Origin of the sequence: Streptomyces sp. NPDC002884, from assembly GCF_040295245.1 — a bacterium.
GTDB lineage: Bacteria > Actinomycetota > Actinomycetes > Streptomycetales > Streptomycetaceae > Streptomyces.
The window spans coordinates 1-22,642 of record NZ_JBEOVB010000010.1; the positions used below are offsets into that span (position 1 = coordinate 1).

Consider the following 22,642-nt stretch of genomic DNA (forward strand, 5'->3'; position numbering starts at 1 on the left):
TGCTTGTGGTCGGCGGCCTGGGTCGGGGGGGCCCGGCCGCAGCCCCCCCCGGCGCCACCCTCGGTGCTTCAGGGGCGCGGGGAACTGCGCGACCAGCCCCCACCGGGCCGGCAGCCGACGACGAATCCTTGAACCGGGCCGGTAGCCGACGACGAATCCTTGAACCGGGCCGGCAGCCGACGACGGACCCTTGAGAACCGCGCCCCCGGCGGAGCGGCTCAGCGACTCAGCGGCTCAGCGCCGCCAGCTCCTTCGCCGCCTCCGTGAGGTCCTTCGCGGTGTCGATGGCCCGCCAGTACGCGCCCTGCGGGAGCGGGAACCCGGCCAGCCGCCGCTCGCGGGCGAGGTGCGGGAACGTCGTCCGCTCGTGGTCCCCCCGCTCGGGGAGCAGCCCGGCGAACGCGGGGGAGAAGACGTACACGCCCGCGTTGATCTCGTACGTGGTGGGCGGCGCCTCGATGAAGTCCGTGATGTGGCCGAACCCGTCCGTCTGCACCGCACCCCACGGAATGCGCGGACGCGCCAGCGCGAGGGTCGCTATGGCGTCGCGCTCGGTGTGGAAGTCGGCCATCTCGCGCAGCGAGAAGCGGGTCCAGATGTCGCCGTTGGTGGCGTACCAGGGCCGGTCGGGGTGGGGCAGACGGGCGGCCGCGTACTTCAGGCCGCCGCCGCGGCCCAGGGGCTCGGTCTCCACGACGGTGGTGACCTCGAGGGGCAGGTCGGCCGACTTCAGCCAGTCCTGGAGGACCTCGGCGAGGTGGCCGCAGGAGACGACGACGTCGGTGACGCCCTCCTCGGCGAGCCAGCCGAGCTGGTGGCCGATGATCGGCGTCCCCGTGCCGGGGATCTCGACCATCGGCTTGGGCCGGTCGTCGGTGTACGGACGCAGCCGGGACCCCTGGCCACCGGCCAGGATGACGGCTTGCGTGGGGCGGGACACGGCGTGCGGATCGGTCATGCCCGCACTGTACGTGCCGCTTGTTCCGGGGCGTGCGGGTCCCCCGGTGGGAGGGGAACCGCACGCCCCGGTCGGTACGGGCCCGGCCTGGGGGCCCGGTGGCTCAGCCCCGGGCCGCCAGGACGCCCGAGGCGAAGGCCGTGTCGCACACCGGGCGGGAGTACGACTGGGCGCGCGAGGGGCCGTACGCGCGGACGGCGGCGCGGCCCAGGGCGCGGGCGATGGAGGAGCAGTGCCTCGCCAGCGACGGCTTGCCGTTCACGGCGGCCTGGAGGTGGGTCAGGGCGACGCCCGGATCCTTCTCCTGGAGCTCGGTCAGCAACTGGTCGCGCAGCACGTCCTGCGGGGCCTTGGCGGCCCGGTGCGAGGACTGTTGCGCGGCGGAGACGTCGGAGGCGGTGAGCACCGAATCCGAGGGGTTCCCCGACCAGTTGACCCGGGTGACCGCGAGGGTCCCGGAGAGCACCATGACGACGGGCAGGACGAGGGCGAGCGAGCGGCCGATCCGGCGGGCTGGGCCGCCCTGGCCGCGGCGCGTGCGCTGGGTGGTGGAGTGGTTCGCGGAGTGCTTCACGCGTGAGAGGGTAGCGTGCAGTAATGATTTGGCGACATTCAGTCACCCGGACGGGGGATGAAGCCGTGCTCCCTTTTGGGTAAGGGGTTGACGGTCCTCATCCGAGACGTCCGCTGTGCCGGGGTATTTCACGGGCACGGAACCGGGCACGGAACCGGGTGTGGTGCCGGGCACGGAACCGGGTGTGGTGCCGGGCACGGAGCCGGGCACGGGAAAGGGCCCCGCAGCAGGCTGCGGGGCCCTTTCCGTCAACCCGGGTGAAGCACCCGGGTTCACACCGGGTCTCAGTCGGAGAGGCGCGCGCCCGTCGACGTCGAGAAGACGTGGGTCTCGCCCGCGCGCGGGACGACGTGCAGCGTGCTGCCCTTCTCCGGGACGTCACGGCCGCCGACGCGGACCACGAGGTCCTTCGACTCGCTGCCGACCTTGGCGGTGCCGTAGACGAAGGCGTCGGAGCCGAGCTCCTCGACCACGTTGACGACGACCGCGAGGCCCGTGTCGGCGTCGGGGCCGGCCACGTCGAAGTGCTCGGGGCGGACACCGACGGTGACCGTCTTGTCGGTGGCGGCGGAGAGCGCGTCACGCTGGACCGGCACCACCGAGTTGCCGAACTTGACGCCGCCGTCGGCGATCGGGACCTCGACGAGGTTCATCGCCGGGGAGCCGATGAAGCCGGCCACGAAGAGGTTGGCGGGCCGGTCGTACATGTTGCGCGGGGTGTCGACCTGCTGGAGCAGACCGTCCTTGAGGACCGCCACACGGTCGCCCATGGTCAGGGCCTCGACCTGGTCGTGGGTGACGTAGACGGTGGTGATGCCGAGGCGGCGCTGGAGCGAGGCGATCTGCGTACGCGTCGAGACGCGGAGCTTGGCGTCCAGGTTGGACAGCGGCTCGTCCATGAGGAAGACCTGCGGCTCACGGACGATGGCGCGGCCCATCGCGACACGCTGGCGCTGACCACCCGAGAGGGCCTTCGGCTTGCGGTCCAGGTACTCGGTGAGGTCGAGGATCTTCGCGGCCTCTTCGACCTTCTGCCGGATCTCCGCCTTGTTGACGCCGGCGATCTTGAGCGCGAAGCCCATGTTGTCGGCGACCGACATGTGCGGGTAGAGGGCGTAGTTCTGGAACACCATGGCGATGTCCCGGTCCTTGGGCGGCAGGTGCGTGACGTCGCGGTCGCCGATGCGGATCGCACCGCCGTTGACGTCCTCGAGCCCCGCGAGCATGCGGAGCGAGGTGGACTTGCCGCAGCCGGACGGGCCGACCAGGACGAGGAACTCGCCGTCCGCGATGTCGATCTCGAGAGCGTCGACGGCGGGCTTGGTGGAACCCGGGTAGACCCGGGTCGCCTTGTCGAACGTGACAGTGGCCATGGTGAAAGGCCCCCTTCTACCGGCAGGAACGTGCCGGACGATCCGTTGTAGGAAGGTGGTTGGTGTAGTCCACATGAGCGAACTGGGTCAGGACGGTACCTGGCGTTTCCCGGTCTGTCAGTACCCGCAGGCATGTGAACTTCGCGGAAACTCTTGGAAGGGGCCGGGGTGCCCGCCGGTCGGAGCCGCGCGAACCGTGGAAGTCCGTGGCTCGGGGAAAGCGGGTCTGTGTACAGTGGAGCCGCCTTCGCGCGTGTGTGGTTGCGCGCGGTGCCTCCTTAGCTCAGATGGCCAGAGCAGCTCACTTGTAATGAGCAGGTCGTCGGTTCGAATCCGACAGGGGGCTCCATGAAAAGCCCAGGTCAGCTCTTGTGCGGCCTGGGCTTTCCGCTGCCCGCGGCCGGTGTTTCGCCGATACTGGGCCGGGTGAGACGGCTCAGCGGGGTTTCCGGCGCCCGGCGGGCGGTGTGGGCGTACGTCCGCAGCGCGCCCGGCACATATGTGTGGCTGGCGGTCCTGTTCGTCACGACGGTGGCTCTGCACCACATGCCACCGGAGTTCGAACAGGAGTTCCTGCGGCAGCGGTCCACCAACATCCACGAGCTGTCCCGGCACCCGGTGCGGGTGCTGGTGGCGAGCGCGATGTGGATCGACGGCGGGTACTGGCTGCCGTACGCGGCGCTGTACTCCGTCTTCCACGCCCAGGCCGAGCGCTGGCTGGGGACCGCGCGGTGGCTGGCGGTGTGCGTGGCCGCCCATGTGCTGGCGACGCTGATCAGCGAGGGCGCGCTGGCGAAGGCGATCCGGGACGGGCTCGCGCCGCAGTCCGCGGTCAACACCCTCGACGTCGGGGTGAGTTACGCGCTGTCGGGCGTGGTGGCGGTGCTCGTCTACCGGATCCGCCCACCCTGGCGGTACGGGTATCTCGCGGCCGTGCTCGTCTTCTACGGCTTCCCGCTGACCGCCGGACCGACCTTCACCGACTTCGGCCACTTCGTCTCCTTCCTCGTCGGGCTGGCGTGTTATCCGCTGGTCAGAGGGCGCGAAAGAGTACGAAATCCGAAGGAGACAGCGCCCGTGCCGCCGGGTTAACGTCCGGCCATGAGCAGCTCGGCAAGCGGTGTCGTGAACGGCGTCGTCAATGGCGGCATCTCCTTCTGGTACGCGGACGACGGCCTTCCGGCGGTGCGGGAGCCGCTCGCGGGCGACGCCTCTGCCGATGTCGTGATCGTCGGCGGCGGGTACACGGGGCTGTGGACCGCGTACTACCTGAAGAAGGCGGCGCCCTCCCTGCGGATCACCGTCCTGGAGCAGAGGTTCTGCGGATACGGCGCCTCGGGGCGCAACGGCGGCTGGCTGTACAACGGCATCGCGGGCCGGGACAGATACGCGAAGCTGCATGGACACGAGGCCGCCGTGCGGCTCCAGCGGGCGATGAACGACACCGTCGACGAGGTCGTCCGGGCGGTGGCGGAGGAGGGCTTCGACGCCGGAGTCCACCGGGGCGGGGTCCTGGAGGTGGCCCGGACCCCCGCGCAACTGGCGCGGCTGAAGGCCTTCCACGCGCACGAGCTGTCGTACGGGGAGCAGGACCGTGAGCTGTACGGCGCCCGGGAGACGGCCGAGCGGGTGCGGGTGGCGGGCGCCGTCGGGTCGAGCTGGACCCCGCACGGCGCGCGGGTGCACCCGGTGAAGCTGGTCAAGGGGCTCGCGGCGGCCGTGGAGGCGCTGGGAGTGGAGGTCCGTGAGTCGACCCCGGTGACGGAGATCCTCCCGGGGCGGGCGGTGACGCCGTACGGGACCGTGCGGGCGCCGTACGTGCTGCGCTGCACGGAGGGGTTCACGGCCGCGCTGAAGGGCGAGCGGCGGACCTGGCTGCCCATGAACTCCTCGATGATCGCCACCGAACCGCTCACCGACGAGCAGTGGGCGGCGGTCGGCTGGTCGGGGCGGGAGGCGCTCGGCGACATGGCGCATGCCTACATGTACGCCCAGCGCACGGCGGACGGCCGGATCGCGCTCGGCGGGCGCGGGGTGCCCTACCGCTTCGGCTCGCGCACCGACAACGACGGACGCACACAGCTCGAGACGGCCGCGGCGCTGCGCGAGATCCTGGTCGGGTTCTTCCCGGCGCTGGCCGGGGTGCGGGTCGAGCACGCCTGGTCAGGGGTGCTGGGCGTGCCGCGCGACTGGTGCGCGACGGTGACGCTGGACCGGACCACGGGCATCGGCTGGGCGGGCGGTTACGTCGGCTCCGGCGTGGCCACCGCGAACCTGGCCGCACGGACCCTGCGGGACCTGGTACGGCTCGACTCCGGGCAGGACGGCCGCACCGACCTCACCGACCTCCCCTGGGTCGGCCACAAGGTGCGCAGGTGGGAACCCGAGCCGCTGCGCTGGCTGGGGGTGCAGGGCATGTACGCGACCTACCGGGCGGCGGACCGGCGGGAGACGGAGCGCCACGCGGCGGGGTCCTCACGACTGGCGCGGCTCGCGGACCGGGTCGCGGGACGCCACTGACGTACGCGCTGACGCGGCTGAGGTACGGGCAGGCGCCACTGCTGTACGGCTGCTGTACGGGCCGTCGTGCGGTCGGGGGTGGGGCTGCGGTTCAGCGGATCGGGACCGGGGTCGGGACCGGGGTCGGGACCGGGATCGGGGTCTGGGTGTGGATCGGGGTCCGGGCGGTCAGCCCACCGACTCCGGTACGGCCGCTCCCGCCGGGGCGTGTCTCGGGGGTCCCGTGGTGACCATCAGGCCCGCCACCAGGCCGGCCAGCAGCATGATCCCGGCGGCCCACCAGATGGCCACCGTGTAGCCGTGCACGGTGCCCTCCGCCGCGACCTGCGCCCGGTGTGCGGGGCCGCCGGTCAGATGGGCCGAGATGTAGGCGGTGCTGCTGGTGGTGGCGATCGTGTTGAGCAGCGCGGTGCCGATGGAGCCGCCCACCTGCTGTGAGGTGTTGACGGTGGCGGAGGTGACGCCCGCGTCCTGTGGCGCGACCCCGGCGGTGGCCGTGGAGAAGACCGGCATGAAGGTCAGGCCCATGCCGAGTCCCATCAGGAGCAGCGCGGGCAGGATCTCGCTGGCGTAGGAGGAGTCCACCGTCATCTGGGTCAGGATCACCATGCCGCCCGAGGCGAGGAGCATGCCGGGAACCATCAGCATGCGCGGCGGCACGCGGTTCATCAGCCGGGCGGAGATCTGGGTGGAGCCGATGATGATCGCCAGGGTGAGCGGGAGGAAGGCGAGGCCCGTCTTCAGGGGGGAGTAGCCGAGGATGACCTGGAGGTAGTAGGTCATGAACAGGAACAGGCCGAACATCCCGATGACGGCCAGGCCCATGGTCAGGAAGCAGCCCGCGCGGTTGCGGTCCTTGAGGATGTGCAGGGGCAGCAGCGGCACCCGCGCCTTCGTCTGCCACCACACGAACACCGTGAGCAGGACGATCCCGCCCGCGAAGAGCCCCAGCACCAGGGGGTCGGTCCAGCCGCGCGGCTCGGCCTCGCTGAAGCCGTAGACGATCGCGACCAGGCCGCCGCAGCCCAGCACCGCGCCGGGCACGTCGAGGCGGACGTCCGCGTGGCCGGGGCGGTCGTGGAGCAGTACGAGGGCGCCGAAGACGGCGACGACGGCGATGGGCACGTTGACGTACAGGCACCAGCGCCAGTCGAGGTACTCGGTGAGCAGGCCGCCGACGATGAAGCCGATCGCGGCGCCGCTGCCGGCGAGGGCGCCGTAGATGCCGAAGGCCTTGCCGCGCTCCTTGGGGTCGGTGAACGTCGTCGTCAGGAGGCTGAGCGCGGAAGGGGCGAGCAGGGCGGCAAAGGCGCCCTGCAGGGCGCGGGCGCCGAACAGCATGCCCGAGCCGGTCGCCGCCCCGCCGAGCGCGGAGGCGACGGCGAAGCCGATCAGCCCGATGACGAACGTGCGTTTGCGGCCCACCAGGTCGGCGATGCGGCCGCCGAGCAGCAGCAGGCCGCCGAAGGCCAGGGTGTAGGCGGTGATCACCCATTGACGGTCGCCGTCGGAGATGCCCAGGTCCTGCTGTGCGGAGGGCAGGGCGATGTTCACGATCGTCGCGTCCAGGACGACCATGAGCTGGGCGAGGGCGATGATCACCAGGCCCCACCAGCGGCGGGGATCCGGGGCGGTGTCGGCGGAGGATTCACCTGTCCGGGTGACACTCATTACGACAGAACACCATGAACCGGCATCTATCGCATCCCTGGGCCGGTTGCGGTACCGGTTGCGTACGGGTTGCCGAAGCGGTGGTCGTGGGTCGTTCACGGCACCAGGACGACTTTCCCGACCGTTCCGCGGGTCTCCAGCGCCCGGTGCGCGGCGGCGGCCTCGGCGAGCGGGAACGTCTGCACCGCCGGGGTCAGCCGGCCGGCGGCCGCCTCGGCGAGGGCGCGCAGCTCCAGGGCCCGCAGGCCGCCCGCCTTCTCGATCATCACGGGCCCCAGGACCGACCGGGAGACCCCCTCGACGAAGTAGCCCTTCCCGTCGCGGATGCCTTCGGCGGACCAGCCGAAGACGAGGTGCCTGCCCGCCGGTCCCAGGAGGGCGACGGCCGCCCGGGCGACATCGCCGCCCACCCCGTCGAAGACGACGTCGGCGGTCCGGCCGCCCAGGTGGGCCCGGACCTTGGCGGGCCAGGCGGTGTCCGTGTAGTCGACGGCGAGGTCGGCGCCGTTGGCCGCGACCCGGGCCACCTTCCGCGGGCCGCCGGCCAGTCCGACGACCGTCGCGCCCGCGTTCCCGGCGTACTGCACGAGGAGCGTGCCGATGCCGCCCGCGGCCGCGGTGACCACGGCGACGGACCCGGGCCCGAGCTCGGCGAACTGGAGGATCCCCAGCGCGGTACGGCCCGTGCCGATCATGGCGACGGCCTGGGCGGGGTCCAGGTTCGGCGGGATCTCGTGCACACGGTCGACGTCGGTGACGGCCCGTTCGGCGTACCCGCCGGGCGCGAAGCCGAGATGGGCGACGACGCGTCGGCCGAGCCAGCTGTCGGGGGTGCCCTCGCCGAGCGCCTCGACGACGCCGGCGACCTCCCGGCCGGGGACGGTGGGGAGGGCCGTCGGCGCGGGTGCGGGACCCCGGAGGCCCTCACGCAGGGCGGTGTCCAGGAGGTGGACGCCCGCGGCCTCGACGAGGAGACGGACCTGGCCGGGGCCGGGTACCGGGTCGGCGACTTCCTCGTAACGGAGGTTCTCGGCGGGACCGAAGGCGTGGAGGCGGATGGCGTGCATGGGTTCCCCCTGGGGCGGTGGGCGATGGGCGATGGGTGGCGAGGGGTGAGAGGCGAGGGGTGAGGGGTGGGCGATGGGTGGCGGGTGGCGGGCGGGTCGGTGAGGGGTGCGTCGGTGATGGGTGGCGGGTCGGGGACGGGCTGTTCGTCCGGATGCTCCCGCCCTGCTCCCGCCCTGCTCCCGCTCTGCTCCCACCTTTCAACCTGAACCTTGCTCGAGGTCAAGGGCGTTCCGGCTGCCGGAGGGCGGACAGGGGATTGTCAGTGGTGGGGTGCAGCATGGGGACATGGCGAGGACAGCGACCGGGAGAACCGGCAGCACCGGCGACAGGGCCGGCGGCAGGAGCAGTGCGGCGGTGAAAGGCGCGCGGCGCCCGGAGGTGCGGCTGCCGCCGCTGGAGCCGTACGGGGGCGGGGAACTGGAGCCCGACGGGGACTACGACGGCGTGGAACTGCGCGAGCTGGACCTCGCCGGGCAGGACGGCGGGGGCGCCCGCTTCATGGACTGCGCCCTGACGGGCTGTGCGCTGGACGAGACGCGGTTGCGCCACACCCGCTTCCTCGACTCGGTCCTCACCGGTATCCGGGGCGTCGGCACCGACCTGGCGGAGGCGACCCTGCGCGATGTCGAGCTGCTCGACGCCCGGCTGGGCGGCACCCAGTTGTACGGCGCCGTCCTGGAACGGGTCGTGATCCGCGGCGGCAAGATCGACTACCTGAACCTGCGCCAGGCGCGGCTGCGGGACGTGGTCTTCGAGTCGTGTGTCCTGGTGGAGCCGGACTTCGGCGGCGCCCGCCTGGAGCGGGTCGAGTTCGTCGACTGCACCCTGAAGTCCGCCGACTTCACCGCGGCGACCCTGGCGGACGTGGACCTGCGCGGAGCGGTGGAACTCGGCCTCGCGGGCGGCGTGGACCGGCTGTCCGGCGCGGTGATCTCCGCGGCCCAACTGCTGGATCTGGCACCTGTGCTGGCGGCGGAACTGGGCCTCAGGGTCGAGGGCTGAGGAAGGGGTGAGGAGGGCCGGGGCGGGGGGCGGGGCGGGGCGCAAGGCCCCCCGAGGGGCTACTTCACTCGTGGGAAGCGGGACTGGAGGGTCCAGATCGCCGGGTTCTCGGCCAGGTCCTCGTGCAGGTCGGTCAGGTCGGCGAGGAGGTCGTGGAGGAAGTCGCGGGCCTCGCGGCGGAGTTCGGCGTGGGAGAAGGTGAGCGGGGGCTCCTCCGCCCGCATCCAGTCGGCCGCGATGTCCACCCAGCCGAAGCGGCGCTCGAACAGCATGCGGTCGGTGGACTCGGTGAAGTCCAGTTCCGCGTACTGCGGGCGGGAGGCGCGGGAGCCCGCCGGGTCCTGGTCGATCAGTTCCACGATGTCGCACAGCGCCCACGCGAAGTCCAGTACCGGCACCCATCCCCAGGCTGTGGACACCTCGCGGTCCGCCTTGGTGTCGGCGAGGTAGACGTCACCGCAGAACAGGTCGTGACGGAGGCTGTGGACGTCCGCGCGCCGGTAGTCCTTCTGCGGCGGGTCCGGGAAGCGGTTGGAGAGGGCGTAGCCGATGTCGAGCACGTAGGCGATGGTGTCACGACCCCGCGCGGGGGCCGGTCGGCCCCATAGGATCACTGACATGTCCCGATCCGTACGCCTTGTCCCGGCGGTGGCCGCCGCTGCGCTCGTGCTCACCTTGACCGCGTGCGACGACGAGGGGGCGCCGGACACCTCGGGCGCCCAGGCCCGGGACGCCTCGGGCGCCCAGGGCGTCGGTGACCCGTACTTCCCGAAGGCGGGCAACGGCGGCTACGACGTCTCCCACTACGGCCTCACCCTCGCCTACACCCCCGAAGGCAACCGGCTCACCGGCACGGCCGTCGTCACCGCCCGTGCGACCGAGGACCTCGCCGCCTTCGACCTGGATCTGGCGGGCATGAAGGTCGAGGAGGTGACCGTCGGGGGCGACCCGGCCGGGTTCCGCAGGGACGGCCAGGAACTCGTCGTCCGGCCGTCCGACGCCCTGTCCGAGGGGGAGACCTTCGAGGTCCGGGTCCGCTACTCCGGCAGCCCGCGGACGATCACCGATCCGGACGGGTCGAACGAGGGCTGGCTGCGCACCGCGGACGGAGCGCTCGCCCTCGGTGAACCGACCGGGTCCATGGCCTGGTTCCCGGGCAACCACCACCCCTCCGACAAGGCGTCGTACGACATCGCCGTCACCGTCCCGAAGGGCCTGACGGCCGTCTCCAACGGTGAGCTGCGCAGCGCGACGGCGGCGGCGGACGGCCGTACGACCTTCAGCTGGCACACCGCCGAGCCGATGGCGAGCTATGTGGCGACCGTCGCGATCGGCCGCTACACCGTCACCCGCTCCACCGTCCCTCGTCCCACCGACACCGACACCGACACCGACACCGACACCGACACCGATACCGGGTCCGGCACCGGGTCCGTGGCGAAGGGCGGGCTGCCGGTGTACATCGCCGTGGACCCGTCCCAGGTGACCGCGAGCCGCAAGGTGCTCGCCCGGCTTCCCGAGGTCATGGAATGGGCGGAGAACAACTTCGGCCCCTACCCGTTCTCCTCCGCCGGCGCGATCGTCGACCGCCCCGAGGACGTCGAGTACGCCCTGGAGACCCAGAACCGTCCCGTCTACCCCGGCGCCCCCGACACCGCGACCCTCGTCCACGAGACCGCCCACCAGTGGTTCGGCGACTCCGTCACGCCGGAGAGCTGGCAGGACATGTGGCTCAACGAGGGCCTGGCGACCTACGCCGAGTGGCTGTGGACGGAGGACGAGGACGGTGCTACGGCGGAGGAGACGTTCACGGAGCTGTACGACCACGGCGAGGACGAGTACGAGGACCTGTGGGCGTTCCCGCCCGCGAAGCCGACGAGCGCGGCACACATCTCCGACTCCCCCGTCTACCAGCGCGGCGCGATGGTGATCCACCGCATCCGCCAGACCGTCGGCGACGACGCCTTCTACGACATCGTGCAGGGCTGGGCCGCCGCCCACCGTCACGGCAGCGTCGGCACCGACGACTTCACCGCGTACGTGGAGGAGCAGGCGCCGGACGAGGACTTCGACGAGATCTGGGCGGACTGGCTGTACGGAGAGGGCAAGCCCGCCCGCCCGTGAGCCGGCCCGCCCGTAGGCCGTCACCGCGCTCGGCCGCAAGCCCGTGAGCCGCCACGCGCACGCCCGTGAGCCGGCAAGCCCAGCCGCCCGTGAGCCGCCAAGTTCGCCTGCCCTCCGCCCGCCGTCACGCACGCCCGCCGTCAGGCACGCCCGCCGTCAGGCACGCCCGCCGTCACGCACGCCCGCCGTCAGGCACGCCCGCCGTCACGCACGCCCGTGAGCCGTCAGGCGGTCACGGGCGGCGGGGGCCGCTCTCCGCCTCCGCCTCCCAGGCGTCGAGCAGCCGGGCGAGGCCGGGCGGCCACACCGGCTCCGCCTCCCCCGCCTCCCCCGCCTCCCCCACGAGCTCCTCGCGCGTCCACCAGCGCCAGCCGAGGATGCCGTCGGAGGCATGGGAGGCCGCGAGGTCGGGCCCGCCGGGTTCGCGGCGCGGGCCGGAGCAGACGTAGATCTGCTCGTGCTGGCTGACGAGGACGCCCATGCGGGTGAAGTCGTGTTCCCAGGTGCACAGCAGGGGCCCCGGCTCCAGGTCCGCCCACCCGGTCTCCTCGCGCAGTTCCCGCAGCGCCCCCGCACGCGGCGACTCGCCCTCCTCCAGCCCGCCGCCGGGCAGCGCCCAGTGCGTGCCGACGTCCGGATACTCGTACCGGAAGAGGAGGACGGCGCCCTGCGGATCGACGACGGCGACCCGGGCCGCACGGCGGGACCTGCGCAGCGGCTTGCGCAGCACGGCGCAGGGCCGGCCGAGTCGGAGGTCGGGCCGGTGCCCGATGACCTGGTACCCGAGGGCGGTCCAGAAGGCGAGCCCCTTGGGATTGGCGTCGAGTACGGCGAGTCGCAGGGCGTCGCGGCCGGCCGCCCGGAAGCGGTCCTCGACCTGCTGGACGATCCGCCTTCCGTGGCCCTGCCCCTGCACGGCCGCGTCCACCATCAGCAATCCGACCCATGGATCGGGATCGGCCGGGTCGGGATGCCGGTCGAGCGTGACCACGACCCCGGTCAGCCGCCCCTGACTGCGGGCGAGGAGCACCTCCACGCCCTCGTGCGCCAGCTCCTGCGCGAGCGCCGCCGCCACCTGCTCCGGCCGGATGTCGTCCGGGTCCGGGAAGTCACCGCTGAGAGCGTGGAACGCGTGCTGGGAGGCGTAGAGCGCGGTGAGTTCGGTGAGCAGGGGCGCGGGGATGTCGTGGTCGGCGGTGAGGGGGAGCGGGCTGAGAAGCATGGGAAGCACGCTAGCCGGGCGCCTCCGGACTCACGCGGCCCCGCCGGATGTCACCTGCGCGGTCCCGACGGCGTCTTCATGCCGGGCAAGCCGGGCAGGCCGGACGGGCCGGGGAAGCCGCGGAGCCCCCGGCCGGGTGGCCGGGGGCTCCGAAGAGGCGTGCGCGTGGGCGCGGGACTCAGACGCTGACGCCGAAGTCCTGGGCGATGCCCACGAGGCCCGAGGCATAGCCCTGGCCGACCGCGCGGAACTTCCACTCCGCGCCGTTGCGGTAGAGCTCGCCGAAGACCATGGCCGTCTCGGTGGCCGCGTCCTCCGAGAGGTCGTAGCGGGCGATCTCGGCGCCGCCGGCCTGGTTGACGATGCGGATGTAGGCGTTGCGGACCTGGCCGAAGTTCTGCGAGCGGTTCTCCGCGTCGTAGATCGAGACCGGGAAGACGATCTTGTCGATGTCGGCCGGGAGACCGGCCAGGTTGACGTTGATCGCCTCGTCGTCGCCCTGGCCCTCGCCGGTGCGGTTGTCGCCGGTGTGGACGATGGTCTGGTCCGGCGTCTGCTTGTTGTTGAAGAAGACGAAGTGACCGTCGGAGTAGACCTTGCCCTGGAGGTTGACCGCGATCGCCGAGGCGTCGAGGTCGAAGTCCGTGCCGGTGGTGGTGCGGACGTCCCAGCCGAGGCCCACAGTGACGGCGGTCAGGCCCGGAGCCTCCTTGGTGAGCGAGACGTTGCCACCCTTGGACAGGCTTACAGCCATGGTTGGGAGTCCTTCCCTCGTTGCGTACGGCTTCGTACGGGGCTTCGTACGGGCACGAAGCTACAGCTATCCCTATGAACGCAGCGAAGGGTGCTCAAGGTTCCCCGCCACTCCGCGTTTCTTTACTTTCTTTGCCAAGACGTCCCTCGACGGGTTCCGGGGACCGGGGATATTCGCGTGACGTGGGGGCGCCGGGAGCGGGAACATGGTCGGCATGTCTGGTCCCTATGTCGTCCGCGGCTCCGTCTCGCTTCCCGAGGCCGAGCTCATGTGGCGTTTCTCGCGGTCTTCGGGGCCGGGCGGGCAGCACGTCAACACCAGTGACTCGCAGGTGGAGCTCCGCTTCGACCTCGCGCGCACCGAGGCACTGCCCGAGGTGTGGAAGGCGCGGGCGCTCGAGCGGCTGGCCGGTCGGCTGGTCGACGGCGTCGTCACCGTGCGCGCCTCCGAGCACCGCTCCCAGTGGCGCAACCGCGAGACCGCCGCCGTACGCCTTGCCACCCTCCTCGCCGAGGCCACCGCCCCGCCGCCCAAGCCGCGCCGGCCGACCCGGATCCCGCGCGGGATCAACGAGCGCCGGCTGCGGGAGAAGAAGCAGCGCTCGCAGACGAAGCGGGGCCGGGACGGGCGGGACTGGGGCTGACCGGGCGGGACTGCTCCTGACTGGTACTGATCGAATTTCCCGGCACCTTGCGTGCGCGTGTCACATCTCGGGTGCGCCGTCCGTCAGCTACAAGACAGTCAATCGCGAGCAGGGATGTGACGAACGATGGCAACAGGCGACGACGACTTCCTCGCCGAGCGCTTCGAGGCGCACCGCAGCCGCCTGCGTGCCGTCGCGCACCGCATGCTCGGGTCCGCCACCGAGGCCGACGACGCCGTGCAGGAGGCGTGGGTACGGCTCAGCCGGAGCGGTGGCGGCAGCGCGGGCAGGGAGATCGACAACCTGGCGGGCTGGCTGACGACCGTCGTCGGCCGGGTCTGCCTGGACATGCTGCGCTCGCGCCGCTCCCGTGCGGAGGAGCCGCTGGAGCACTGGACGCCGACCTCGTCGGCCGCGTCGTCCGAGGTGGCCGATCCGGCGCAGGACGCGCTGCTCGCCGACTCCGTGGGCGTGGCGCTCCTCGTCGTCCTGGACACCCTCACCCCCGGCGAACGGCTGGCGTTCGTGCTGCACGACCTGTTCGGCGTGCCCTACGAGGAGGTCGCGAGCATCGTCGACCGGACCCCGGAAGCCGCCCGGCAGCTCGCCAGCCGGGCCCGGCGCCGGGTGCGGGGCGCCCAGGAGCCGGACGTCGATCTCGCCCGGCAGCGCAAGGTCGTCGACGCCTTCCTGGCCGCCGCCCGGGACGGGGACTTCGACGGGCTGCTCGCCGTGCTGGACCCGGACGTCGTGGCCCGCTCCGAGGCCGGCGTGGTCACGGGCGCGGCGGCGGTCGCGTCGGGCGCGTCCAGCTTCGCCTTCGTCGGGGCCGTGGCCCGGCCCGCCCTCATCGACGGCGCGACCGGACTGGCGGTGCTGTTCGACGACCGGGTGGAGCGGACGATCAGCTTCACGTTCGTACGCGGTGGCCGGATCGCCGTGATCGACGTCGTGGCCGACCTCGGCCGCATCTCCGAACTGGACGTGGCCCTGCTGTAGTTGTCGAGACGGGACGGGAAGTCTTGCGCCGGGGCCGGAGGCGGGCTCCTGGGCCGGACGGACGGGCTCCTGGGTCGGATGGACGGGCGCCGGGGCCGGACGGGCGGGCTCCTGGGCCGGACGGACGGGCGCCGGGGCCGGACGGGCGGGCTCCTGGGTCGGATGGACGGGCGCCGGGGCCGGGGGTGGTGGTCAGTCCAGTGAGAGGACGCCGACCGTCTCCCCCTCGCTGGTCTCCCCGTTCTTCCGGAAGCCGAGCTTGAGATAGAAGTCCTCGGGGCCGTTCGCGCCCTCGTGCCAGGTCACGTACATCTCCTCGGCGCCCCGGCGGCGCAGTTCGGCGGCGACGGAGTCCACGGCGAACCGGCCGTATCCGCGGCCCTGTTCGCCGGCGGCGATGTTCAGCCGCCACAGTCCGGAGCGGACCGGGCCGCCGTCGCCGCGCCCGTTCCAGTCGATGTCGAGGAAGGCCATCAGAAAGCCGACGGGCCGGTCGCCGTCCATGATCAGGCGCGGCCAGGCGACGCCCGGGGGATGGACGTAGGCCTCCGCGAGCGACTGCATCACCGCAGAGACCGCGAACTCCTGGTCGGGGCGGACCCGAATGCCGGTCGCGGCTTCGAAGTTCGAGGGGGTCAGTTTCTCGAGTCGGGGCTCTGAAGTCGTCATGCGGGCACCCTAGGAGGCCGCTCGCCGGGCGGGCCACGGCATTTCCGCCGTCACCCCAAGTGCCGGTAACGGCCCCGGAAGTACAGCAGCGGACCGTCGCTCGCGCTCGGCGTCGACGCGGTGAGCACGCGTCCGATCACCAGGGTGTGGTCGCCGGCCGTGACCCGCTGCTCGGTGCGGCACTCCAGGGTCGCCAGGGAGCCGCCGAGCAGGAGCGCGCCGGCGACCTCGCCGCGGGCGCACGGGAGGTCCTCGAAGAGCAGCCGGTCGCTGATGCGGCCCTTCATGGCGAAGCGGCCGGCGATGTGCCGCTGGCTCTCGGACAGCACCGACACCGCCCACAGCGGCTGCTCGTCGAGCAGGTCGTCCATGCGGGAGCCCGTGCGCAGAGAGACCAGAACCAGTGGGGGGTCCAGGGAGACCGACATGAACGCCGTCGCGGTCATGCCGACGTCCTCGCCGTCCGGCGCCCCGGGGTCGTCCGGGTCGAGGGACGGTTCCCGGGCGGTCACCAGGACCACGCCGTCGGCGAGCCGGGACATGGCGGCGCGGAACTCGTCGTTGCTCACTCCCTCAGCATGCCTGGAGAGGGTGTCGGACACGGTCTTGAGCGCAGCAGGCTCGAGTACGTCTGGGGGCATGTCCGAAACGCTAGTGTCCGCCCGGTGCGCGCCGCATCGGACCTCCGCCCGAGTAGGGTCGTAGGACCGTGGACCGATTCCTGCCGGCTCCGATCCGGTGCCGGTCCGGGCCTGTTCGTGTCTGTCCGTGTTCAGGAAACACACAGGAAAACGCGGAAACTCTACTCAAATGTTCATCTTCACCTGTGACTTGAGTCACAAGAAGCATTAATTGTTGACCCTGTGTACCGAGTGGGCAGCGCGCTGTGATTCAGTGGCGGAGGCGTCACAAGGAGACACACACCGACAACACAGCACCAGAAACGACGTTACGCCGAAGACAACCCTTGATTCGCTGCGAAGTCTCGGGGGGAGGGCGAAACACATGGAGACCGAGTCGGAGCCTTACGTCCGCCTTGCGTCCCTGCGACAGCTGCACCAGGTCATGGCCGACATGAACACGGCCCGCAGTCTGGCCGACACCTTGCAGACCGTCGCCGACGGCGTGGTCACGGCACTCGGGTACGAGCTGGCGTGCGTCAATCTCGTGCGCCCCGACGGCGATCTCGTGGTCGCCGCCTTCGCCGGCAATCCGGCCGCAGAGGCCCTCATCACCGGCCGGGTCGGCTCGCGCGACTCCTGGGACCGGCGCCTCGCCATGGGGGAGACCTGGGGCGACCTGATCTTCATACCCCACACCGAGGGCTGGGTCCTCGACGACGACGACGTTCCCCAGTGGTACACCGACGGACCCGCACCCCGCTTCGAGGACGAGTGGCATCCCTCGGACCGTCTCTTCGCCCCCATGTACATGCCCGCAGCGCCCGGCAGCGGGGGCACCTGCGGTGAGCTGATAGGCGTCCTGTCCGTGGACCGGCCGCGCAACGGCCGCCGGCCCGGCGCGTGGGGGCGCGAAGCCCTCCAGATGTACGCCTTCCAGGCCGCCATCGCCGTGAGCAACGCGCGTCTACGTGCGAATATGCAGCGGGCACTGGTCCGGCTCGAACGCGAGCAGCAGGCCCTGCGCGCCAGTGAGGAAAGCTTCCGGCAGGCCTTCGAGTACGCCCCCTCCGGCATGGCGATAGCCGAGATGGGCGGCGACCAGCACGGGCGGATACTCCGGACCAACGACGCCCTGTGCCGCCTGCTGGGCCGCCCCGCCTCCGCGATGCGCCGCTACTCGTTCTCCGACCTCGTCCACCCCGAGGACATAGGCACCCTGCTCCGCACCTCCGCCGAAGGTGGACGCGCCGAACTCCGCCTCGGCCGCCGGGACGGCACCTACGTCTGGGTCAGCCTCCGCAACTCCGTCGTCGCCGACGCGGCCGACGGGCCCCGCTTCCTCCTCACCCACGTCGAGGACATAGAGGACCGCAAGCGCCGCGAGCTCCAGCTCGCCCACCGCGCCTCGCACGACTCCCTCACCGGACTGCCGAACTCCGCCGAACTGCGCTCGCGCCTCTCCGCCCGGCTCTGTCAGCGCCCCCTGTCCACCCACCCCGCCGCCGTCGACGCCATGGACACGGCCTACGGCCACGCCGCCTTCGACGCCAACGGGCACGGCTTCGACTACCGGCCCGGCGGCACCGAGTCCTTCGACGGCTACGACCACCATGTGCACACCGCCGCCCCCGAGGAGGGGCACGACGACGGCACCAAGGGGCTCGCGGTCCTCTTCTGCGACCTCGACGGCTTCAAGTCGATCAACGACCGGTTCGGCCACAACGCCGGCGACGCGGTCCTCATCGAGGTCGCCCGCCGGCTCTCCCGCCAGGTCCGCGACGGCGACACGGTCGCCCGGCTCGGCGGCGACGAGTTCGTGATCCTCGCCGACGGCCTCGGCCGTGCCGACGCGGCCGACCTGGCCGTACGGCTGCGCAACGAGATCATCCAGCCGATCCGCGCCGAGGGCCGGGCCGTGCGGGTGGGCGCGAGCTTCGGTATCGGCTGGGCACATTGCGGGATGACCGCGGACGAAGTGCTGAAGTCCGCCGACGAACGCATGTACGTCGAGAAACGATCTCGTCCCAAACAGCACCGGCGTGCGGGATGATCACCAGGTCAGCGAGCTGATGCGATCAGAGTCACCTGTTTGGGCCATCCGGAGCGGGTAGGCTCGCCAGTCTGACCGCACCATCGCATCCGACCCGCACTTGCTGAGGAGTACCAAGGGATGACGTCCGGCAACAACGGCGCGAGTACGCCCGAGGACGACGACCCGTTCGGCTACCTCTACGCCGACGGCCAGGCCAACGGCGCGCAGCCGCCCTCCGGCGGTGGCTACGGCTACCCCAACTCGGTCAGCAGAGTGCGCGCGGTCGGCGAGCGCAAGTACGGTCAGCAGCAGACCGCGCAGTACGGCCAGCAGCCGACGGTGCCTCAGCAGCAGGGCGGGTACGGCCAGCCGAACGCGCACTACGCGGCGCCCGAGAGCTTCCCCGGCGGCGCCGGGCCCTCCACCGGCCGGCAGGCCGCGCAGGGCGGCGGCCGTGGCCGCGGACCCAACACCAAGGGCCTGTTGATCGGCGCGGTCGCGGTCGTCGCCGCGGTCGTGATCGGCATCGCGGTGGCCATGGCGAACGGCGACGACGGCTCCGACGACAACAAGGCGAGCGACCAGGTCTCCGCCTCGGCCTCCGCCTCCACGGACCCCTCGCCCAGCAAGTCGGCCGACGACGACGCTGACGAGGCCGAGCTGCCGACGGTCGACGCGAAGGCGCTGAACCTCGGTGGCAGCGCCGCCCTGGCCTCGGACGTCGAGGGCGCGCAGGCGGACGGCGGGGTCTATGTCGGCAACCTCAACCAGGTCGGCAACTCCGTCACCTGGACGGTCAACGGCATTCCTTCGGACGGTACGTACACCGTGTTCGCGCACTACAGCGCGGCCGGTGAAGACCAGTCGATGACGCTCACCGTCAACGGCAAGACGTTCGGCAGCAAGTTCAACCTGGGTAACTTCGCCCATGCCAAGGACGGCGACTTCGCCAAGGGCTGGACGAAGACCTACTCCTGGCCCACATTGACCAAGGGCACCAACACGATCTCCGTCTCCTGCCAGGACGGCGACAAGTGCAACGTCCTGCTGGACCAGCTGTACCTGAAGGCCGGTCAGGTCAAGAACTGACCGGCCGCCGCCCTTCAGGCCGGGTTCAGGCCGCGGTGGCCTCCGAGGTCACCGTGATCCGGCCGAGCAGCTCCTCGTAGGCGGCGCGGTCGAACTCGCCCGCCGCCGGGGCCGCCACGGTCGCCGCCGACAGGGCCACCGCGCGGGACAGGCGGTCCGGCCAGGGGAGGCGTTCCACCAGGCCGGACAACAGGCCCGCGACCGCCGAGTCGCCCGCGCCGGCCGGATTGCCGTGGACGCGACGCGGTGGGGCGGCGCGCCAGCGGCCCTCCGGGGTGACCGCGAGAAAGCCTTCGACGCCCAGCGAGGCCACGACGGCATGCGCGCCGCGTCTGCGGGCGTCCCGGGTTGCCTGCAACGGCTCGTGCGAGCCGGTGAGTTCGGCCAGTTCGACGGCGTTCGGCTTGACGATGTCCGGGCGGGCGGCGACCCCGCGGCGCAACGGCTCTCCGCTCGTGTCCAGCAGTACGGGGACGCCGGCCGCCCGTGCGCGCCGCACCAGGACCGCGTACGCGCCCACCGGCACCCCCGGCGGGAGGCTGCCGCACAGGGCCACCGCGTCGGCGCCGACGAGCAGTTCCTCGTACGCCTCCTGGAAGGCGGACCACTCGGGCGGCGCGATCACCGGGCCGGGTTCGTTCAGTTGGGTCGTGTCACCGGTGCGGGCGTCGACGACGGCGACCGTGCGGCGGGTGGACCCGGCGACCGGCACGAGCGCGTCCACGATCCCGGTCGTGGCGGTGAGGCGTTCCTGTACGACGCGGCCGGTGGGGCCGCCCACGAAACCGGTCACCGTCACCTCGTGACCGAGGGCGGCCAGCACCCGGGCGACGTTCAGCCCCTTGCCGCCGGGCCGTTCCCGCACGTCGGTGACCCGGTGCGAGGCGTGCGGCCGCAGCGCGGGCACGCGATACGTGAGGTCGAGAGCGGTGTTCAGGGTGACGGTGAGGATCACCTGGCCCGACCTCCCCCTGATGGCATGCCCGCATGAACGGTTCCGGAACTTTTCCGGTCTCCACAGGCCTGATCATGCCAAACAGACGGCGACCGGCCCAGTGCGCGGGTCGGCCACCGTCCCTGTGCGGGGGTACGTTTCAGGCCAGTTGGGGATCCACCACCCAATTCCCCTTGCGCATCACGCCCTTGAGCTCGAAGTTCTCGTCCAGCAGGACCAGGTCGGCGTCCTTGCCCGGTTCCAGCGAGCCCACCGTGTCGTCGATGCCCAGCAGCCGGGCCGGGTTGGCGGACAGCGCGGCGACCACGTCCTCGACGGACAGCCGGTCGATCGTCACCGCCCGCTGGAAGGCACGGTCCTGGGTGAGGGTGGAGCCCGCGATCGAGCCGCCCTCCACCAGCCGGGCCACGCCCTCGCTGACCTCGACCTCCAGCGGGCCGAGCAGATAACGGCCGTCGCCGATGCCGGCCGCGTCCATCGCGTCGGTGATGAACGCCACCCGGCCCGGACCGGCGTGACGGAACGCCAGCTCCAGTGCGGCCGGGTGCAGGTGCGTGCCGTCGTTGATGAGCTCGACCGTCACCCGCTCGTCCTCCAGGAGCGCGGCGATCGGGCCGGGGGCGCGGTGGCCGAGCGGCGGCATCGCGTTGAAGAGGTGCGTGGCGACGGTGGCTCCGGCCTCGATGGCCTGAACCGTCTGCTCGTACGTCGCGTCCGTGTGTCCGACGGCGGCGATCACGCCGTGCTCGGCGAGCAGCCGTACGGAGTCCAGGCCGCCGGGGAGTTCCGTCGCGAGGGTGACCATGCTCGCCCGGCCGCGCGCCGCGTCGATCAGCTTGCGCACCTCCGCCGGGTCGGGGTCGCGCAGCAGTTCCTCGGAGTGCGCGCCCTTGCGGCACGGCGAGATGAAGGGGCCCTCGAAGTGGATGCCGGCCAGGTCGCCCTGCTCGGCCAGCTCGCTCAGCAGGCCGGCCTGACGGACCAGGAAGTCCATGTCGTCGGTGACGGTCGAGGCGACGAGGGTGGTGGTGCCGTGCAGCCGGTGGGTGTGGATGGCCTTCTGGACGTCCTCGGCCGTGCCGGAGAAGGAGGCGCCGCCGCCGCCGTGGTTGTGCAGGTCGACGAAGCCGGGAACCAGCCAGTGGCCCGTCACGTCGATCACCGTCGCGGTTCCCCGCGGGCTCCCGAACGGGGGCTCGTGCGGGGCTTCGGCGGCGATCTTCGTGCCGTCGACGATGACACGGCCGTCGGGGACCGTGCCCGTGGGCAGGACCACCCTGGCGCCCGCGAGTACCTGCCGCCGGGCGCCGGTTGCGGGCTGCGGGTGCGTGGTGGCTTTTCGCGCAGTTCCCCGCGCCCCTAGGGGGGTGGCCATCAGGGTGATACCTCCATACCGTCGGTTGTGTTGAGGAGATCCCAGGCCAGTAGGCCCGCGCCCAGGCAGCCCGCGCTGTCGCCCAGGGCCGCCGGGACGATCTCCGGCAGTTTCTGGAAGGTCACCCGTCGGCGGACCGCGTCCCTCAGTGGTGTGAACAAGGTTTCCCCCGCCTCCGCGAGGCCGCCACCGATGACGAGCGTGCGGGGGTCCAGCAGGGTGAGGGCGGTGACCAGGCCGTCGGCGAGCGCGTCCACGGCCGTCTGCCAGATCCGGACGGCGTTCGGGTCGCCGGACATGACGGCCTTCGCGCAGTCCGCGGCGTCCGCCTCCGGTTCTCCGCAGGCCGCCGCCCAGGCCTCGCTGACCGCCGCCGCCGACGCGAAGCGCTCCAGACAGCCGTGCTGACCGCACGGACACGGGATTCCGCCGGGCCGTACGACGATGTGGCCGATCTCGCCCGCGAAGCCGTGGGCGCCCGCCTCGACCCGGCCGTCGACGCCGATCGCGCCGGCGATGCCGGTGCCCAGCGCCACGAACAGGAACCGGTCCGCGCCCCGGCCCGCACCGATCCGGCCCTCGGCGAGGCCGCCGGTGCGCACGTCGTGCCCGAGGGCGACGGGGGCGTCGAGGCGGTCGGCGAGCAGCGCGCGCAGGGGTACGTCCCGCCAGCCCAGGTTGGCCGCGTAGGCGGCGAGGCCGTTCGCCTCGTCGACGATGCCGGGCACGGCGACGCCCGCCGCGGCCGCGGGTTCGCCGAACTGCCGGACGCCGTGTCCGCGCAGCTCGGCGGCGAAGTCGAGGATGCCGGCGACGACCGCGTCGGGTCCGCGCTCACGGCCGGTGGGCCGGCGGGCCCGGTGCAGCAGTGCGCCGTCCGCGCCGACCAGGGCGGCCTTCATCCCGGTGCCGCCCACGTCCAGGGCGATGACATGTCTCACGGAGACAGTGTGGACCGAGGACCCGCAAGAGGTCTAGTCCACTCGCGGCT

Annotated in this window: 21 protein-coding genes and 1 tRNA gene; 9 read left to right on the forward strand and 13 right to left on the reverse strand. The window is 72.0% G+C overall.

Features of this window, described 5'->3' with window-relative positions; genetic code table 11:
* Positions 1-226: 226 nt before the first annotated feature.
* The 3 genes from ABT070_RS21315 to ABT070_RS21325 all read right to left on the reverse strand — a co-directional run bounded on the left by ABT070_RS21315 (position 227) and on the right by ABT070_RS21325 (position 2,905).
* Positions 227-958: a nucleotidyltransferase family protein gene (locus tag ABT070_RS21315; RefSeq protein ID WP_351762885.1), complete on the reverse strand. Its 732-nt coding sequence runs from the start codon at positions 956-958 to the stop codon at positions 227-229.
* A 103-nt stretch (positions 959-1,061) separates the two neighbouring features.
* Complete coding sequence (locus tag ABT070_RS21320) at positions 1,062-1,532, reverse strand: hypothetical protein (protein ID WP_351762888.1); 471 nt, start codon at positions 1,530-1,532, stop codon at positions 1,062-1,064.
* Positions 1,533-1,816: 284 nt separating this feature from the next.
* Positions 1,817-2,905 carry an ABC transporter ATP-binding protein gene (locus tag ABT070_RS21325; RefSeq protein WP_351762891.1) on the reverse strand — a complete coding sequence of 363 codons (1,089 nt, stop codon included), beginning with the start codon at positions 2,903-2,905 and terminating at the stop codon, positions 1,817-1,819.
* A 272-nt stretch (positions 2,906-3,177) separates the two neighbouring features.
* Here ABT070_RS21325 and ABT070_RS21330 point away from each other — a divergent pair.
* The 3 genes from ABT070_RS21330 to ABT070_RS21340 all read left to right on the forward strand — a co-directional run bounded on the left by ABT070_RS21330 (position 3,178) and on the right by ABT070_RS21340 (position 5,425).
* Positions 3,178-3,254: transfer RNA gene (locus ABT070_RS21330), tRNA-Thr, on the forward strand.
* Positions 3,255-3,370: 116 nt separating this feature from the next.
* Positions 3,371-3,997 (forward strand): rhomboid-like protein, encoded by a 627-nt coding sequence (locus ABT070_RS21335; protein WP_351763355.1) that lies wholly within the window; start codon positions 3,371-3,373, stop codon positions 3,995-3,997.
* A gap of 9 nt (positions 3,998-4,006) precedes the next feature.
* A complete protein-coding gene (locus tag ABT070_RS21340) occupies positions 4,007-5,425 on the forward strand; it encodes an NAD(P)/FAD-dependent oxidoreductase (protein ID WP_351762894.1) in 1,419 nt (472 codons plus the stop codon).
* Positions 5,426-5,593: 168 nt separating this feature from the next.
* Here ABT070_RS21340 and ABT070_RS21345 read toward each other — a convergent pair whose 3' ends face one another.
* Entirely contained in the window at positions 5,594-7,096 is a 1,503-nt protein-coding gene (locus ABT070_RS21345; RefSeq protein WP_351762897.1) for an MFS transporter, read from the reverse strand.
* A gap of 95 nt (positions 7,097-7,191) precedes the next feature.
* Positions 7,192-8,163, reverse strand: a complete 972-nt coding sequence (locus tag ABT070_RS21350) for a zinc-binding dehydrogenase (protein WP_351762900.1) — start codon at positions 8,161-8,163, stop codon at positions 7,192-7,194.
* A gap of 286 nt (positions 8,164-8,449) precedes the next feature.
* Here ABT070_RS21350 and ABT070_RS21355 point away from each other — a divergent pair, with 286 nt between their 5' ends.
* On the forward strand, positions 8,450-9,166 hold the full coding sequence (locus tag ABT070_RS21355) for a pentapeptide repeat-containing protein (RefSeq protein ID WP_351762903.1): 717 nt from the start codon (positions 8,450-8,452) through the stop codon (positions 9,164-9,166).
* Between the two features lie 59 nt (positions 9,167-9,225).
* On the opposite strand, the gene ABT070_RS21360 is transcribed toward ABT070_RS21355, so the two are convergent.
* The gene (locus ABT070_RS21360; protein ID WP_351763357.1) at positions 9,226-9,726 is read right to left on the reverse strand and encodes a hypothetical protein; all 501 of its coding nucleotides are present in this window, start codon (positions 9,724-9,726) and stop codon (positions 9,226-9,228) included.
* Positions 9,727-9,784: 58 nt separating this feature from the next.
* Between ABT070_RS21360 and ABT070_RS21365 the strand changes: the two genes are divergently transcribed.
* Complete coding sequence (locus ABT070_RS21365) at positions 9,785-11,290, forward strand: M1 family metallopeptidase (RefSeq protein ID WP_351762906.1); 1,506 nt, start codon at positions 9,785-9,787, stop codon at positions 11,288-11,290.
* Positions 11,291-11,522: 232 nt separating this feature from the next.
* Here the strand turns inward: ABT070_RS21365 and ABT070_RS21370 are convergent, their stop codons facing one another.
* Together ABT070_RS21370 and ABT070_RS21375 are read right to left on the reverse strand one after the other, a co-directional pair.
* Positions 11,523-12,512, reverse strand: a complete 990-nt coding sequence (locus ABT070_RS21370; RefSeq protein ID WP_351762908.1) for a bifunctional GNAT family N-acetyltransferase/NUDIX hydrolase — start codon at positions 12,510-12,512, stop codon at positions 11,523-11,525.
* 178 nt (positions 12,513-12,690) lie between these two features.
* Entirely contained in the window at positions 12,691-13,266 is a 576-nt protein-coding gene (locus tag ABT070_RS21375; RefSeq protein WP_351762911.1) for a TerD family protein, read from the reverse strand.
* A 205-nt stretch (positions 13,267-13,471) separates the two neighbouring features.
* Between ABT070_RS21375 and arfB the strand changes: the two genes are divergently transcribed.
* Positions 13,472-13,909 carry an alternative ribosome rescue aminoacyl-tRNA hydrolase ArfB gene (arfB, locus tag ABT070_RS21380; protein ID WP_351762914.1) on the forward strand — a complete coding sequence of 146 codons (438 nt, stop codon included), beginning with the start codon at positions 13,472-13,474 and terminating at the stop codon, positions 13,907-13,909.
* 126 nt (positions 13,910-14,035) lie between these two features.
* Entirely contained in the window at positions 14,036-14,908 is an 873-nt protein-coding gene (locus ABT070_RS21385; RefSeq protein ID WP_351762917.1) for a sigma-70 family RNA polymerase sigma factor, read from the forward strand.
* 192 nt (positions 14,909-15,100) lie between these two features.
* Here ABT070_RS21385 and ABT070_RS21390 read toward each other — a convergent pair whose 3' ends face one another.
* Together ABT070_RS21390 and ABT070_RS21395 are read right to left on the reverse strand one after the other, a co-directional pair.
* Entirely contained in the window at positions 15,101-15,577 is a 477-nt protein-coding gene (locus tag ABT070_RS21390) for a GNAT family N-acetyltransferase (protein ID WP_351762920.1), read from the reverse strand.
* 50 nt (positions 15,578-15,627) lie between these two features.
* A complete protein-coding gene (locus ABT070_RS21395; RefSeq protein ID WP_351762923.1) occupies positions 15,628-16,218 on the reverse strand; it encodes a flavin reductase family protein in 591 nt (196 codons plus the stop codon).
* A gap of 364 nt (positions 16,219-16,582) precedes the next feature.
* Between ABT070_RS21395 and cdgB the strand changes: the two genes are divergently transcribed.
* Together cdgB and ABT070_RS21405 are read left to right on the forward strand one after the other, a co-directional pair.
* On the forward strand, positions 16,583-18,250 hold the full coding sequence (gene cdgB / locus ABT070_RS21400) for a diguanylate cyclase CdgB (protein WP_351762926.1): 1,668 nt from the start codon (positions 16,583-16,585) through the stop codon (positions 18,248-18,250).
* Positions 18,251-18,370: 120 nt separating this feature from the next.
* Positions 18,371-19,321 carry a carbohydrate-binding protein gene (locus ABT070_RS21405; protein ID WP_351762929.1) on the forward strand — a complete coding sequence of 317 codons (951 nt, stop codon included), beginning with the start codon at positions 18,371-18,373 and terminating at the stop codon, positions 19,319-19,321.
* Between the two features lie 25 nt (positions 19,322-19,346).
* Here ABT070_RS21405 and ABT070_RS21410 read toward each other — a convergent pair whose 3' ends face one another.
* The 3 genes from ABT070_RS21410 to ABT070_RS21420 form a co-directional block, all read right to left on the reverse strand.
* Positions 19,347-20,276: a 1-phosphofructokinase family hexose kinase gene (locus ABT070_RS21410; RefSeq protein ID WP_351762931.1), complete on the reverse strand. Its 930-nt coding sequence runs from the start codon at positions 20,274-20,276 to the stop codon at positions 19,347-19,349.
* A 139-nt stretch (positions 20,277-20,415) separates the two neighbouring features.
* Entirely contained in the window at positions 20,416-21,651 is a 1,236-nt protein-coding gene (nagA, locus tag ABT070_RS21415) for an N-acetylglucosamine-6-phosphate deacetylase (RefSeq protein ID WP_351762934.1), read from the reverse strand.
* A complete protein-coding gene (locus tag ABT070_RS21420; RefSeq protein ID WP_351762936.1) occupies positions 21,651-22,592 on the reverse strand; it encodes an ROK family protein in 942 nt (313 codons plus the stop codon). The genes nagA and ABT070_RS21420 overlap by 1 nt, the downstream gene beginning before the upstream one ends.
* Positions 22,593-22,642 lie beyond the last annotated feature (50 nt).